Source organism: Sphingomonas sp. 22176, from assembly GCF_052045505.1.
GTDB lineage: Bacteria > Pseudomonadota > Alphaproteobacteria > Sphingomonadales > Sphingomonadaceae > Sphingomonas.
On record NZ_JBQEPL010000010.1, the window covers coordinates 30,399 to 45,757 of the forward strand.

The window sequence follows — 15,359 nt, forward strand, 5'->3', positions numbered from 1 at the left end:
CTAATTGAAGCGCGTGCGCGTCCACAATGCCCAGCAGCCCGCCACCAGCGTTGCAAGCAGCATGGCGCAAAGGACGGCAACCCATCCCCAATGCATCATCAACGGCGGCACGACCGCATCCGAGGCCAGCCAGACGAATAGCGAAACGGCGACGGCCACGATGGCCCAGTCCCACCAGCGCCGTTGGCCGGCCCCCTTGGTGCCTTCGCCATGTTGGGCGTTCCGTGCATCCTCATAGGCAAGGCCGTAGCGGTCGCATTCGCGCTGCAAGGCTGTATTACGGCTGGTCATCTCATCGGCACCCGCTGCAGCCGTGCTGATGGCCAGGGCGCCCAGGATCATGAGCAGCGAACCGCCGACAACCAGCCCGATATGCGCGCTGTCGGCCATCGCGAGCTCGCCGAACACCAGCGCCCCCCAGGCCAGCCCCCACAACTGATTGGTATTGGACAGCGGGATGCCTCGGCTGATGCCGAGATATTTGGTGGCGTATTGCTGGAACAGGTCGCCGATCACCCACACAAAGCCGCCTAGGAACAGCCAGAACAGCACCTCACGATGGTGCAGAAGCTGCAGGGCGGAGGAGTTCGGGCCGCCGTCGAAGCACCAGGTCAGCGCCAGCATCGTACCCAACTCGCCAATCGTGAAGATCGTGACGAACGATAGCGGGCTCATGCCGCTCAGATAGGCTTTGCGATAGGGGACATACATGGTGCCCCACATCAGGCTCGCCCCTGCTGCCGCCGCGAGGCCGCGTGCGGCGTGGGGGGATGCGCCCGCATCGTGCAGCGTGCTGAAGCCCAGCATGATGGCGGCGGCGACGATCGCCAGCGTGCCGAGCACCACCTTGCCAATGGTGCGCGCGCCCGCTCCGCGCATTTCCCGGAACAGCAGCCAGCCCCATAGCAGTCCGACCAGGGAATTGGTGTTCCACAGCGGAAAGGCCGTAGCGAGGCCCACGTCGCGAATGGCGAAGACGGTCAGCGTGTTGGCAACCGCCCATAAGGCGCCCGCCAGAAGCCCCCAGAGGATTAGGTGCGGCTTGGACGCGATGTCCGAAAACACGAAGCCGGTGCCCTTCATCAGGGTCGGAAAGGTCCAGCGCGCGGTGAAGACGCCGGCGACCATGCACAGCGAGATGGCGAAGGGAGAAAACCCTGCCGTCACCAATTTGGTCGGCGCTTCCGCCGCGCCCAGCCAGGCGCCGGCAGCCAGGCCGCACAAAACGCCCAGCATATGTTGCGGGTTGGTCGATGCCGCGCCCGTATGTTGTGAAGACGCCATGATGGCGCTCCTTTCTATCATTGGATTGTCTCCGCCTTCGGGGCGTGTTTAGTTGATCATCGCAAGAAGAAGGATGCCGCCGGCAAGAACCAGCGCGGGAATCCAGAACTGAATATCCGTTAAGACCGCGCGCACCGTGGACGCACCTGTCGCGTGCCGTTCGTTCATCCGCACCCTCGTTTCCTATTGGCTCGCCCTTCTTTCTGAGGGAAGGTTTGAGCAGCCGTCGAGCGTTACCGATAACGCTCTAGGTGTCAAGGAGCCTTGGCTTAAGCCGGAGGGGAGTTGTTGAGCTTCTTCGCAACTTGCGATACGCTCGTACGTAACCGATAACGTTGGCAAAGCAGGCCACGACGAGAGGATGCGGAACGATGGGTGCAAACACCACACAGGCCGTTGACGAAAGCCGGTACAAGGAAGGCAAGGCCGAGGACGATTTTCGTCAGTATGACGAGGCTGCCGTTCCGGGTGTCGCGCAGTTTTACCGCAACAACCACGAGCAGATGACCGTCGACTATGTGATGCGCAAGGAGGCCGAATATTTCGGCCTGACGCGGGGCGAGAGGTCAATCTGGGAGGCTGCCGAGTTTCTGAACGCGCTGGTCGACGAGAGCGATCCTGACACCGATTTGTCGCAGACCGATCATCTGTTGCAGACCGCGGAGGCCATGCGCCGTGACGGACAGCCGCGCTGGATGATCCTGACGGGCTTTCTGCACGATCTGGGCAAGTGCCTGTGCCTGTGGGGTGAACCGCAATGGGGTGTGGTCGGGGACACCTATCCCGTGGGTTGCGCCTGGTCCGAGCACATCGTCTTCCACGAATATTTCGCGGCCAATCCAGACCTGAACATACCCGAATACCAGACGAAATATGGCATCTACGAACCCAATTGCGGCCTCGAGAAGGTGCATATGTCGTTCGGCCATGACGGCTATATCGCCGAGGTGATGAAGCCATATCTACAGGATGAAGCGCTCTACATGCTGCGCTTCCATTCCTTCTATCCGTGGCACAAGCACGGCGCGTACGATCACCTGTGCAACGACAAGGATCGCGCCATGCTGAAATGGGTGCTGGAGTTCAACAAGTACGACCTTTACTCCAAAGGCCATGCCAAGCCGGATCTGGCCCAGCTAAAGCCTTATTACGATGATCTTTTCGCCGAGTTCCTGCCCGCCAAGCTCGCCTGGTAGCCAGTTCATCGAGCTGCGCGCTGCAACCTGCCAGGCCGGTTCGATGTCTTCGATCCCATGGTCGTTCGAGGCAGGTCGGTGGCCGGTCATGTGCCGATCTGGCGGCCATAAGCACCGTCCGGTGGGGCGTTAGCGCCGTATGGATCGTTGGGTCCGGCACCTTCTCGCCGTGCAACGGCAACGGCTAGGCGAAAGCCGCACCGGCGGCATCATGGGCGCCCGACCTAGAACCTGTCCTCTATCGCCAGCCCCACCAGGCGGCCGGCGGAGATGGTTTGCGGCACGGTGTCGGCAGTGCGGCCGATCGTGCTGCGATAGGCGAGATCCGCCAGCAGGTTGCGGGCGAACAGGCGGAGCGTGGCGGTTTTGGCGATCGTCCGGGAGATGCTGGCGTCGACCTGCGCGGCCGGGCGGACCCAGGTGTCGAGCGCGCTACTGGCCAGCACCGAATATCCCGACGCCGACGTGCCCAGCAGACCATATTGCTGGATATAGGCGCCGGTCCAGCGGCCGATCAGCCGGGCGGACCAGGGGCCGCGGTGATAGTGCAGCTCAGCCGAGACGTTATAATCGGGCGTATATTGCAGCTGTTCGACGGCAGAAAGATCGGGATTGCGCATCCGTACCCGCCCGTGGAGCAACGTCGCCGCGCCCCCGATCGTCCAGTCCCGCGCCAGCGGCAATGCGGCGCTGGTTTCCAGGCCGAGCAATGTCGCCGTGCCTCCATTTTGCGGCTGGATCACGGTGGCCCCGGCACCGCCCGCGACGCGCTGCACATTGGCATAGTCGCCGCCTGCATCGTACAGATAATGCGCGATCCGCTTGGCGAAGAGCGCGATGTCCAGCTGCGCCCCGCCCCGCCAGCGCCATTGCTGGTCCACATCCAAGTTGATCGCCCGCATCGCCCGCAGATCGGGGTTGCCGCGGGTGATCTGCACGCCGCCGGTGGGGGTGGTATCCACGATCGCGCTGCCCGCCAGCTGGGCGGCGGCGGGGCGAGCGTAGCTGGTCCATAGCGCCGCGCGGAACACGCTGCCCGGCGCCGTTTGCCACCGCAGCGCCAGGCTGGGCAACAGCGCGGCGAAGTTGTTGTGGCTGTCGTTCCAGCCATAGGCGATGCCATTCGCCGCGACGCCGTTGTTGCCGAGCACCCAATAGCGCGTGGCCAGCTGCGCCACTTCGCCGCGCAGCCCGGCGGTGAGCTTCACCGGCCCCTGCGTCATCACCATCCGCACATAGCCGGCGGCGATCGTCTCGGCCGCGTCCAGGCTCGATCCATTGGCGATGTCCGGCGTGATCGTCGGCGGCGGGGCAGCAGCGATGCGGGCGCGCAGCAGGGCGCCGTCGATCAGCGGCAGGGGGAAATCATAGATGCCGGGCAGGATCGCGGGGAGCACCCCCGTCACCAGCCCGCTTTGCGCGAGCTGCGTATGGGGCGCGAGCGGGCCGACATAATCGAGGTCCACCTGCCGGTTATGCCGCAGCGACCGGACCCAGGACAGGCCTAGCTCGACCTGGTCGACCGCGCCGCCATCGAAGCGCCGGGCCAGCGCCAGATCGCCGCCCAGCCGGTGATCGTCGCTGCGCTGGTCGCGCTTTTGCCCCTGGCGATGCACCGGATACTCGAGCACTCCCCGCGCCAGCGCCGCATCGGCCGCGTCCAGCAATGGTACCGGATAGCCGCCCTGCAGCGCCAGTTGCACGCCGTGGGGCAGGGCGGTGGCGTTGCTGTCCCAGAAACTGGTTTCGATATGATCGGGGCGGCTCACCACGCCGATGCCGAACTGGCCACGCGCGCGCAGTTCGATCGTGCCGAGCTGTGCGACGGTGCCGATCTGGCCCAGCGCAAAATGGGTGCGTTCCGGGTTGGTCTGGTACCAGTAATGCAGCGATCCGCGTGTACTGGCCAACGCATAGTCGCCGTTGCCGATCGGCGTGCGGGTGATGTCGGCGATGCCGGCGCCGCCCTGAAAGCCCAGCTGATAGATATCCTGATCCGTCGCGCTCTCTGCCGCGCTCCACCGGGCATAGACATGCAGATCGCTGCTCGGCCGAAAATCGATTGCCGCCATCGCGCTGGCATTGCGGGTTTCGCCGCGGGTGAACTGCGCGTTGACGCTGGTCAGCAGCAGGTTGGCGGCCGGATCCATGCCTGCCGGCGTACGGCCCTGCGCGTCCACTACGCGGAACTCGACCGACCCTTGCTGATAGGTTTGCTGGCTGTTGGCAAAGGCGCGGCGGCTGGCCTGCACGCCCAGCGCAACGCCCCAGCGATCGTCGCCGAAGCGGCGGGCATAGCGCAGACCCAACTGGCCGAAGCCGGCGTGCTGGCCATAGCCGCTGGCGCCGCCGTCCACCCCGGCGGCGGCGGTCATCCGAACCCCTTCGGCACCCGAATCAAAGGCGGAGGGAGTCTGCAGGTCGATCACCGCGCCGGTGGCGTCGCCCGAACGTTCGGGACCGGGCGTCTTGATCAGCCGCACGCTGCCAAACCCAAAGGCGGGTAGCAGCCCCATCTGCGCATCGCGGCCATAGGGTAGTCCCTGCGGCATCGCCACGCCGTCGATCGTCACCAGGCTATAGGCGCCGGACAGGCCGCGAATGGCGGTGAACTGCCCCTCCGCCCGCGCGGCTCGATCGATGCCGCCGAGGTCGCCCTGCAAATTGGTGGCCAACGTCAGCACCCCCGGTATCCGCGCGAGCGCCTCCGCCAGATTGCGATCGGCGGGCGTGGTGCGATCGCTGGTCAGCACATCGGCATCGGGCGCAGTGCCGTCGGGCAGGCCCAGCGTCGGCCGCTGCGCGATACGGGTGGCGATGACATAGATGGTGGCGCCCACCACCGCGGCGGGCGGCGCGCTGACCCGGGGTCGGTTGGCCGTGCGGGGCGGGCGCGAGGCGACGCGGGCGATCGATACGCCGGCGGCTTGGTGCACGATTCGCACCGGCAACCCGGCCAGCATCTGGGCCAGCGCGGAATCGAAATCGCTGCTGTCCACCGGTCGCGCCACCATGCCGGCAATGCTGGCTGGGGCGAACAGGATGTTGCGGCCCGATTGGCGGGCCAGCGCGAGCAATGCGGCATCCAGCGGCTGCGCAGCGATCGTGATCCGGCGCTGGGCCAGCGCCGGTTCGGGCGCCAGCAAGGCGGCGGGCAGGATCAGCAGCGGGCCGACGAAGCGGAAAGGCAATGTCGTGCCCGCCGCACGCGTTCAGCGACGCGCTATCGTGTATCCATCCGCCGCGCGCGTCCAGCGCACCGGATGGATGCTCGACAGGGCGCTCAGGAAGGATTGGACGTCGGCGATGCCATAGGCGCCGCTGATCCGCAGACTGCCCAGATCGGGATCGGCCAGCCGCAGCGTGTATCCCTGTTCCCGGAACGCGGCGACGGCGTCGCGCAGCGGCGTGTCGGCAAAGGTCAGCCGCCCCTCGCGCCACGACAGTGCTCCATCGGCATCGACCGTGCGCGTGACGGCGCGGCCTTGCACCACGTCTACCGCTTGCCCCGGACTGGGTTCGGCGAGCACTGCACCGGTGCTGCGGTCCTGGATCGACACCGCGCCGCGCGCCAGCGTCACCCGCGGCGCGCCATCCCGCAGCCGCACGGCAAACAACGTGCCGCGATCGACGACCGTGATCGGTCCGGCTTCCACCGCAAAGCCGCGCCACTGGTGCACGACATCAAATACCGCCTCGCCCGTATCGATGGTGGAGCTGCGGCTCCACCACCCGATCCGCGCGGTCAGGCGGGTACCGGGAGCGAGCCAGGCTTGGCTGCCATCCGCCAGCGCCACCATCCGCCGTTCGCCCGCGATGGTGGCATAGTGCGTCGTTACCGGCTGGCCGAACCAGAACAATGCGACCACCGCCAGCGCCGCACTCGCCATGCCGCCGCCCCAGGCGATCGGGCGCAGCGACCGTGCCCGCGGTGCCGCGCGTTCCCGTGTCGAGGAGGCGACGAAGCCACCCTGCGCGGCAGCAGCCGGCGCCGCGGCCCAGGCACGGGCCATCATGTCGGCGGCGGCGGCGTGTTCGGGGCGCGCCTCCAGCCAGCGGCGGAATGCGGCACGCTCGGTTGCCGACATGCCGGTGCGGGCCTGTTCCAGCCATCGTGCAGCCACTTGCAGCACGGCTTCATCGTCGAGCGAAGGCGCCGTCACGCCGGCTCCGCCAGCATTGCGGCAAGGCGCGCCAGACTGCGTTCGATATGGCGCGACAGGGCCTTGGTCTCGATCCCCAATCGGGCGGCGGCGTCGCGGTGGCTCAACCCCTCTACGCGCACCAGCAGAAACGCATCGCGCGCGACCGGCGACAGCGTTTTCAGCGCTTCGGACAGCGCATGTAGTTCGTCGCGGCCAATCAATACCCGTTCAGGATTGTCGGTGCCGCCGTCCAGCACGTCGTCCGAAAGGACAACATGGTTCTTCTCCATCCTAGCCGCACTCCGCCGATGCTTGTCGATCAGCAGATTAGACGCAGCATGGAGCAGAAACCCCCGCCAGCTTCGCACTTTCTGTGTGTCCGGCCCCATGGCAAGCACGCGCAGGTACACGTCCTGAACGAAATCCTCGGCATCTTCCGGGCGTTCGACGCGGCGGCGGAAATAACTGCGCAGCGTGGAGCGATACGCCTCCAGCACCCCATTGTCCGTACATTCCTCGGGCAATGCGGTGGCGGGCCCGCGACCGGCCATGTTCAGCCGGCCCCGCATCCCGCTCCGCTTCTCCATATGTGACGCTCCAGAAGCCATGGAAAGGTCCCTTAGAACAGTGGAATGGCAGTTCCGCGACGGTGTGCGCAAGAGCTGCCGGGCGGGCGGGGGACGGGCGTATGACGAGGTTCAATGATGGTTTAATGACAGTGAAAAAATTAGTTCATGTCGGGGGGAATTGCAAAAGCTGTTGCGTCTGATCTCGCAGGAGCGGGTCGTTGCCCGCATTCCAGGGAGGGACAGAATGGTATTTTTTGACCGAAAGCTGGCACTGCTCGCCAGCGTGGCGCTGGTATTGCCGGCCGTGGCGCAGGCGCAGTCGAAGCCGCAGGACGAGACACAGGAAGCGCGTTCGGATTCGTCCGAAATCGTCGTGATCGGCACCCGCAAGCAAGCGGCGTCGATTCAGTTCCAGTCGTCGCAGCCGATCGCAGTGCTGTCCGAGGAAGACCTGCAGCACACCGCCGTCCACAATGTCGCCGAAGCGCTGGGTCTGTTGCCGGGCGTCAACGTCCTCAATACCGGATCGTCGTTCATCGGCGGTGTCGATGGTGCATCGCGTGGCGAGGGCATGTATGTCGGGATCCGCGGCCTCAATTCCGAATATAACGTCAACCTGATCAACGGCGTCAACGTCGCCCAGGGGCAGCCCTATAGCCGCGGCGTGCAGCTCAGCCTGTTGCCCCCGACCGGCCTGAACACGATCGTGCTCAACAAATCGTCGCGCGCCGACATGGATGGCGATGCAATCGGCGGCACCGTCGATTTCCGCACGCCCACCGCGTTTGATTATTCCGATGCGTTGCACGGCAGCGTCACCGCGTCGGGTCGCGTCGAATCGCGCGCCCGCACATATGGCGACAGCGGCCTGGGCGGCGGCGTGGCCGGTGCACTCTCGACGCGCTTCGGTGCGGACCATGCGTTCGGCATTTATGCGAGCGGTTATTTCGATCGCCGCACCTACACCAACAGCGAAATCCGCGGTGCCCAGTCGGCGCATGACGATGGCAGCTGGGGCTATGCGAATGCCGACGCCAAGGGCAACAACTATCCTGGCCTCGATCCGCAGCGCAATGCAGCGCTGACCGGCTTCGATGCGGGCGTGTCCAGCGGCGCCACCAAGCGTTTCGGCGGCAATGCCTCGCTCGATTGGCATCCCGAAGACGGCACCAAGCTGTATCTGCGGGGCACCTATGGCAAGGCGATGACGACGCAGGACTCAACGCTGGCCCAGTATAACGGCGGCACCAAGGCGTGGCTGCAGTCGCCAGGCACCGATCGCTATATCCTCACCTCGCCATCGGTTTCGGTCCGCAACTATTTCGAAACGAACCCCGAAACGTCGATCCTCGCCACCGCAGCCTTTGGCGGCGAAACGCAGGTCGGCGGCTGGAAGGTCGCGCCCGAAGTCTTCTACAGCGAAGGCCATAACAACCGCCCGAACCACATCGAAGTTTCGGCCCGCAGCAACCAGTCGGACAAATACACCAACGGTTCGAAGATCCCGCTCGGCGGCCAGCAGGTGGGTTATAGCGACAACTATCCGGTCGCGCTGCTTAACCCGGCGATCTTCAACGCCTTCGACAATTCGGCAAACGTGCTGCCGGCACGCCGCGCGGGCCAGCTGACCGAACAGTTTAGCGGCCAGCGCAAATGGGGCGGTCGTCTCGACATCAGCCGCGACCTTTCCGATCAGGGCGGCATCGTGCAGTCGATCGCGTTCGGCGGCAAGTTCCAGACCAGCACGCGCAACGTCAGCAGCCGCGACTGGACCACGGACTATGCCGCCAACTATGTCGGCCAGCCGGTGACCTGGGCGCAGCTGGGGCTGACCAACGGCAAATATGCCCAGACCTATCCCGGCCTGTACAATTGGTCGCTTCCGCGCTTCAACAAGCAGGCGCTGTTCAACCTGTTCTACAAGTACCAGTTCGCCAACGAAGCCGATGGTTCGAGCTACAACAGCTTCGACACCTGCGGCTCGCTCTACACCAACAACTATAATTGCGGCACGCTGAAGGGTCGCGAGACGGTGAGCGCGGGCTATGCCACGACCACGCTGAAGACCGGCGATGTCGAGATCATCCCGGGCATCCGGTACGAACATACCGATATCCGCAACACCTATTGGGTGATCCCCTACACCTCCGGTGCCGAGCAGCCCGGCGCATTCGCCAGCAACAAGTCTAGTTTCGACGCGCTGCTGCCCAGCCTGTTCGTGAACTGGCGTCCCTCCTCGGCGGTCGTGGTGCGCGGTGATATCTGGCAGTCCTATACCCGCCCGCCTTTCTTCCAGCTCGGCGGCAGCTCGACGGCGCGGACCGGCGACGATGGCAAGACGACGATCGTGCAGGGCAATCCGAACCTGAAGGCGATCCGCGCGACCAATGTCGACGGATCGGTCGAATGGAACTTCGCCCAGTCCGGCTATGCGATGTTCGGCGGCTATTATAAGCGCATCCGCAACTATATGTACGACAGCGGCACGTCGCTGCTGAACACGCCGACCAACGACGGCACCAACCAGACGTTCATCAGCCAGCCGCGCAACGGTGGCGATGGCAACATCTACGGCCTGGAATTCCAGGTGCAGAAGACGTTCGTCGAACTTCCGGGCCTGCTCAGCGGCTTCGGCGTCGGCGCCAACCTCACCCGCCAGTGGACCAAGGTCGACATCGGCGGCGGCATCGAGCGTCAGATCCAGAACGCGCCGAGTGTGATCGGGCAAGGCCGTGTCTTCTATGCATTGCACGGCTTCTCGATCGACGCGATCTACAACTACACCGGTGCCTATCTGGAATCGTACAACTATCTAAGCCAGCCGACGCGCTGGGACGATCGCTGGGTGCGGCCGATCCAGCGGGTTGACCTGCATGTCGGTTATGAGATCCGCAAGGGTCTGAAGGCGGACGTGTCTGTCTCCAACCTGTTCAACAACTATACCTATTGGGCACACGTCGGCCGCGACTCGCTGGCCATTTCCGATATCGTCAATTCGGGAACGACGACACTTGGTACGCTGAAGTACAGCTTCTGATGCCTTGATCCGGGGGCGCGGCGGTGTCGCGCCCCTCCAATTTTATCCTCTGTTTGGGAGCGTCCATGTCGTTTCTCCGCCGCGCTGCCGCCGCGCTTCTGCTCACGGCGCTCGCCGTACAGCCTGCGCTTGCCCGCCGGCGCCCTGCGCTGAAGGTGGAGCGTGTATTCCTGCTCTATCGCCACGGCGTGCGTGCGCCGTTGGATGGCGAGGCGGCAATCCAGGCCTATCGCCACCCGCCACTGCCGCGCTGGTCGACGCCAGAAAGCCTGTTGACCCCGCATGGCGCCGAAGCGCTGCGCCGGTTGGGTGCGTGGCAGCGCCAGGAATTCGCCGCTGCCGGGCTGTTGCCCGCGCGCGGATGTCCCGCTGCGGGCCAGCTGGCGATCTGGACCAACACCGTCAGCCGCACCATCACCAGCGGCCAGGCGCTGGCCGACGGCGTGGCGCCGGGCTGCAGCGTGCCCATCGGCCATCTGGCCGCCGACGTGCATGATCCGCTGTTCGAGCCGATCGAGGCAGGCGCGGTGCCGTTCGACGCCAACGCCGCGGTGGCCGACATCCTGCGCTATACCGGCGGCGCGACTGGTATCGCCCGGCTGCATGCTGCCGCGATCCAGACATTCGAGAATATACTGGGCTGCGACACCGGCCCGAAGCCCTGCGACATCCTGAACGCGCCCGGCGAGATTGCCGCCAGCGCGGACGGCAAGGGCATCCGCCTGAGCGGCCCGATCGACATCACTTCGGGCACGGCGCAGGTGTTCCTGCTGCAATATCTGGAAGGCATGCCGCGGGCCCAAGTCGGCTGGGGCCGCGCCACGCCGAAGCGACTGGCAGAGATTTCGCGGCTCCACGCCCTGCTTTTCGATGTGCATGTCCGCTCGCCCTACATGGCGCCGCGCATCGCCGGCCCGATGGCACGCCGGCTGCTGGCCGCGCTGACGGCACCGGAGGGGGCGGCGGTGACATTGCTCGTCGGGCATGACAACAACATCGCCGCGCTGGCGTCGCTGGTCCACACCCATTTCCAGATTCCCGGCTATGGCCGCGACGACCCGCCCCCCGGCGGCGCGATCGGTTTCGAACTGGTCCGCGAAGGCCGGAATGGCCCCCAATATGTCCGTGCCTTCTACGAAGCGGCCACGCCGATCCAGATCCGCAACCTGACCCGCTTCGGCGGCACGCTGCGTCCTGCACGGATGCCGCTGACCCTGGGCCCGTGCGACCCCGGGCGCACCGGACGGTGCACGCTGGAAGCATTCACCCGCGCGCTGGAGAACCTGTTGGTCGGGTGAACGTCTTCGGGGGGAAGCCTGCCGCTAGCCGTTCGCGTTGTACGACCCAGCCGCTATCGCAGGTGGGACGGGGCTATATCGACCACCCGATCACTACCGCGGACTTCAACACGCTGATGCTGCTGACGACAGGCGTATCGCTGTCGGACGCGGGCGACGGCTTTCCTGAGACTGAGGTGACGATCCGTTCATCCGCCAATAGCGACCGCCGGATGGCGTCAAGAGCAGGTAGAGCCCGTCTCTATCGCTTAGGTTGTAAGCCTTGCCGCGAATCTCTGCAGCTTTGATGGCAACCACCGACAGCGTCGTGATGGTGCCTCCCGTCGAAGCGACCGGCACATGCCATCAAAAACACCATCACGTTGCTGGTATATGTGTTGAAATTCTGCCAGCTCGAAGGAGAGCCTAAAACGCCAAAAAATCGCCGAAATCAGCCAATTATGGCATGTTCCGGAATGCGTTGGGAAAGCAATTTGGTGACCCCTACGAGAATCGAACTCGTGTTTTCGCCGTGAGAGGGCGACGTCCTAACCGCTAGACGAAGGGGCCAGTGCTTGGCAGAGGCGGCCAATTACGTTCCGGGGCCGGCGCCGTCAAGCGATGTTTTTAGACTTTTTTCAACCCGCCACCGGAAGGCGCAGGCTGCCGTCCGGTTCGTACGCGACTTCGCTGTAGGCCGTCACCGCGTCGAGCGGCAGCGGGCCGTAGATGTGCGGGAAGAGCTGGCCGCCGCGCGAGGGTTCCCAGCGCACCGTGTCACCCAGCGCAGCGAGGTCCACCGCGGCGAGCCACAGGTCAGTCTGACCGGCGAAATGCTTCTCCAGCGTCTCCTGCGCCTGCTCGGCGGTGGAGAGGTGGATATAGCCGTCGGCAAGGTCGATCGGTGCGCCCAGGAAGACACGTTCGTGCTCGAGCGTGTCCATCTGCTCCTGGGTCAGGATCTTGTAGGCGGTGAGGGGCATCTCGGCCATGACTCAGGCCTCCCCGCCATCGGCGAGGTCTTCGCCCGGCACTGCATCGGGCGTCGCTTCGCCGGCCACCGCGCCGTCGGCCAGGTTCACCTCGGCCTCCTCCTCGGTTTCCTCGATGCGTGCCGCCGAGACGACATGCTCGTTTGCCGCGACGTTGAACAGGCGCACGCCCGCCGAATTGCGGCCGATGACGCGCAGGTCGCCCAGCGACATGCGGATCATCTTGGCCTGATCTGTGACGAGCATCAGCTGATGGCCCTTGGTCGCCGGGAAGCTCGCCACCACCGGCCCGTTGCGGGCGATGTTGTCGATGTTGGTGATGCCCTGGCCGCCACGGCCGGTGCGCCGATATTCATAGGCCGAGCTGAGCTTGCCATAGCCATTGGCGCAGACGGTGAGGATGAACTGCTCGCGGTCCTTCATCTCCTCGTATTGCTCGGCCGGCAGCTCGCACTCGCCCTCGCGCTCGCCCTTCCAGGGGGCGAAGCGGAGATAGGTGTCGCGCTCTTCCTGGCTCGCGCCGGAGCGATGGAGGATCGACAGCGACATCACCTGGTCGCCATCGGCCAGCCGCATGCCGCGGACGCCGGTGGAGGCTCGGCTCTGGAAGGCGCGGACATCCTCGCCCGGGAAGCGGATCGCCTTGCCGGCGCGGGTCGCCAGCAGCACGTCGTCGCCCTCGTTGAGCAGCGCGACGCCGATCAGGCGATCGTCCTCGTCCTCGCCTTCGAACTTCATCGCGATCTTGCCGTTCGAGGGCACGTTGGTGAACAGGTCCATGCTGTTCCGCCGCACATTGCCCTTGGCGGTGGCGAACATCACATGGAGGTTCGCCCATTCCTCCTCATCCTCCGGCAGCGGGAGCACGGTGGAGATGGTCTCGCCATTGGCGAGCGGCAGCAGGTTGATCATCGGCCGGCCGCGGGTGGCGGGGCCGCCCTCGGGCAGGCGCCAGACCTTCATGCGATAGACGCGACCGAGGGTGGAGAAGAACAGCACCGGGGTGTGCGTCGAGGTGACGAACAGCTCGGTGATCGCGTCCTCGTCCTTGGTCGCCATGCCGGCGCGGCCCTTGCCGCCGCGCGCCTGTGCGCGGAAGGCGTCGAGCGGGGTGCGCTTGATATAGCCCTGGACCGTGACGGTGACGACCATGTCCTCGCGCTCGATCAGGTCCTCGTCGTCGATGCCGTCGGCGGCAGCGGCGATCTCGGTCTTGCGCGGGGTGGCATAGGTGTCGCGGATCAGCACCAGCTCGCCGCGCAGCACTTCGTAGAGCTTGGCGCGATTGCCGAGGATCTCGAGCAGCTCGGCGATCGAATCGGCGAGTTCCTTGAGCTCGTCGCCGATCTCGTCACGGCCAAGCGCGGTGAGGCGGTGCAGGCGCAGGTCGAGGATCGCGCGAACCTGGGTGTCGGACAGGCGATAGCTGTCGCCGGTCACTTCGGTGTCCACCGCTTCGACCAGGCGGATATAGGGCGCGATCTCGGCAATCGGCCATTCGCGGGCGAGCAGGGCTTCGCGCGCGGCGGCCGGGCTCGACGAACCGCGGATGATGCGGACCATCTCGTCCAGGTTGGTGACCGCGATCACCAGGCCGAGCAAGATGTGCGCACGGTCGCGCGCCTTGGCCAGCTCGAACTTCGAGCGGCGGGTGATGACCTCCTCGCGGAACTTGACGAAGGCCTCGATGATGTCGCGCAGGTTGAGCAGTTCCGGGCGGCCGCCGCGGATCGCGAGCATGTTGGCCGGGAAGCTCGACTGCGCGGGCGTGTTCCGCCAGATCTGGTTGAGCACCACCTCGGGCGTCGCGTCGCGACGCAGGTCGATGACGATGCGGACACCCTCGCGCGAGCTTTCGTCGCGAATGTCCGAGACGCCTTCGATCCGCTTTTCCTTGGCGGCCTCGGCGATCTTCTCAACGAGAGCGTTCTTGCCCTGCTGGTAGGGGATTTCGGTGAGCACGATCGAACGGCGCTCTCCGCGCTGCTCGAATTCGTGGCGCGAGCGCACCAGGATCGAGCCGCGGCCGGTCTGATAGGCCGAGCGGCAGCCGGAGCGGCCGAGAATTACCGCGCCGGTCGGAAAGTCCGGACCCGGCACCAGCTCCATCAGCTCTTCGAGCGTGACCGCGCCGTTGTCGATATACGCCAGGCACGCGTTGATCACTTCGCCGAGATTGTGCGGCGGAATGTTGGTCGCCATGCCGACCGCGATGCCGCCCGCGCCGTTGACCAGAAGGTTGGGGAAGCGGGCAGGGAGGACCGACGGCTCGCTTTCCGAACCGTCATAGTTCGGCACGAAGTCTACCGTGTCCTTCTCGATATCGTCGAGCAGCGCCGTCGCCACGCGGGCGAGGCGCGCTTCGGTGTAGCGCATCGCGGCGGGCGGATCCGGGTCCATCGAGCCGAAATTGCCCTGGCCGTCGATCAGCGGCACGCGCATCGCCCAGTCCTGGGCCATGCGGGCCATTGCGTCGTAGATCGAGCTGTCGCCGTGCGGGTGGTATTTACCCATAACGTCACCGACCAGGCGGGCGGACTTGCGATAGGGCCGTCCGGCGACATAGCCGCCTTCCTGCGCTGCATAGAGGATGCGGCGGTGGACGGGCTTCAGGCCGTCACGAACGTCGGGCAGGGCGCGCGCCACGATCACGCTCATCGCGTAATCGAGGTACGAGGTCTTCATCTCGTCGACGATCGAGATCGGGGTAATGTCGGAAGGGTCGGCGAGCAGGGTCTCGTCGGTCAATGCAACAGACTTTCGGGTTTTTGTTACGCTGCGATGGCTCTAGCCGTCCGCATGCCTCCTGCCAACCCCGCGCCCGCGCGTACGTGCGCGCGTGGGGAGCATGGGAGCCAA

General features: G+C 65.4%; 9 protein-coding genes and 1 tRNA gene. 3 read left to right on the top strand and 7 right to left on the bottom strand.

The window, feature by feature from the left end; genetic code table 11:
• A complete protein-coding gene (locus ACTJKY_RS20240; protein ID WP_440847892.1) occupies positions 1–1,284 on the bottom strand; it encodes a GRP family sugar transporter in 1,284 nt (427 codons plus the stop codon).
• 371 nt (positions 1,285–1,655) lie between these two features.
• Here ACTJKY_RS20240 and ACTJKY_RS20245 point away from each other — a divergent pair, with 371 nt between their 5' ends.
• Positions 1,656–2,480 carry an inositol oxygenase family protein gene (locus tag ACTJKY_RS20245; protein WP_440847893.1) on the top strand — a complete coding sequence of 275 codons (825 nt, stop codon included), beginning with the start codon at positions 1,656–1,658 and terminating at the stop codon, positions 2,478–2,480.
• Between the two features lie 224 nt (positions 2,481–2,704).
• Here the strand turns inward: ACTJKY_RS20245 and ACTJKY_RS20250 are convergent, their stop codons facing one another.
• Genes ACTJKY_RS20250 through ACTJKY_RS20260 form a run of 3 tightly spaced genes read right to left on the bottom strand, consistent with a single transcriptional unit; the run spans position 2,705 to position 7,212 of the window.
• Positions 2,705–5,671 (bottom strand): TonB-dependent receptor, encoded by a 2,967-nt coding sequence (locus ACTJKY_RS20250; protein WP_440847894.1) that lies wholly within the window; start codon positions 5,669–5,671, stop codon positions 2,705–2,707.
• 21 nt (positions 5,672–5,692) lie between these two features.
• Positions 5,693–6,643 (bottom strand): FecR family protein, encoded by a 951-nt coding sequence (locus tag ACTJKY_RS20255; RefSeq protein ID WP_440847895.1) that lies wholly within the window; start codon positions 6,641–6,643, stop codon positions 5,693–5,695.
• A complete protein-coding gene (locus ACTJKY_RS20260; protein WP_440847896.1) occupies positions 6,640–7,212 on the bottom strand; it encodes an RNA polymerase sigma factor in 573 nt (190 codons plus the stop codon). The genes ACTJKY_RS20255 and ACTJKY_RS20260 overlap by 4 nt, the downstream gene beginning before the upstream one ends.
• A 226-nt stretch (positions 7,213–7,438) precedes the next feature.
• Between ACTJKY_RS20260 and ACTJKY_RS20265 the strand changes: the two genes are divergently transcribed.
• Together ACTJKY_RS20265 and ACTJKY_RS20270 are read left to right on the top strand one after the other, a co-directional pair.
• On the top strand, positions 7,439–10,231 hold the full coding sequence (locus ACTJKY_RS20265; protein WP_440847897.1) for a TonB-dependent receptor: 2,793 nt from the start codon (positions 7,439–7,441) through the stop codon (positions 10,229–10,231).
• Positions 10,232–10,296: 65 nt separating this feature from the next.
• The gene (locus ACTJKY_RS20270) at positions 10,297–11,529 is read left to right on the top strand and encodes a histidine-type phosphatase (protein ID WP_440847898.1); all 1,233 of its coding nucleotides are present in this window, start codon (positions 10,297–10,299) and stop codon (positions 11,527–11,529) included.
• 474 nt (positions 11,530–12,003) lie between these two features.
• On the opposite strand, the gene ACTJKY_RS20275 is transcribed toward ACTJKY_RS20270, so the two are convergent.
• The 3 genes from ACTJKY_RS20275 to gyrA form a co-directional block, all read right to left on the bottom strand.
• A tRNA-Glu gene (locus tag ACTJKY_RS20275) sits at positions 12,004–12,078 on the bottom strand.
• Between the two features lie 68 nt (positions 12,079–12,146).
• Positions 12,147–12,500 carry a DUF952 domain-containing protein gene (locus ACTJKY_RS20280; protein ID WP_440847899.1) on the bottom strand — a complete coding sequence of 118 codons (354 nt, stop codon included), beginning with the start codon at positions 12,498–12,500 and terminating at the stop codon, positions 12,147–12,149.
• Positions 12,501–12,503: 3 nt separating this feature from the next.
• On the bottom strand, positions 12,504–15,248 hold the full coding sequence (gyrA, locus tag ACTJKY_RS20285; RefSeq protein WP_440847900.1) for a DNA gyrase subunit A: 2,745 nt from the start codon (positions 15,246–15,248) through the stop codon (positions 12,504–12,506).
• Positions 15,249–15,359: the final 111 nt, after the last annotated feature.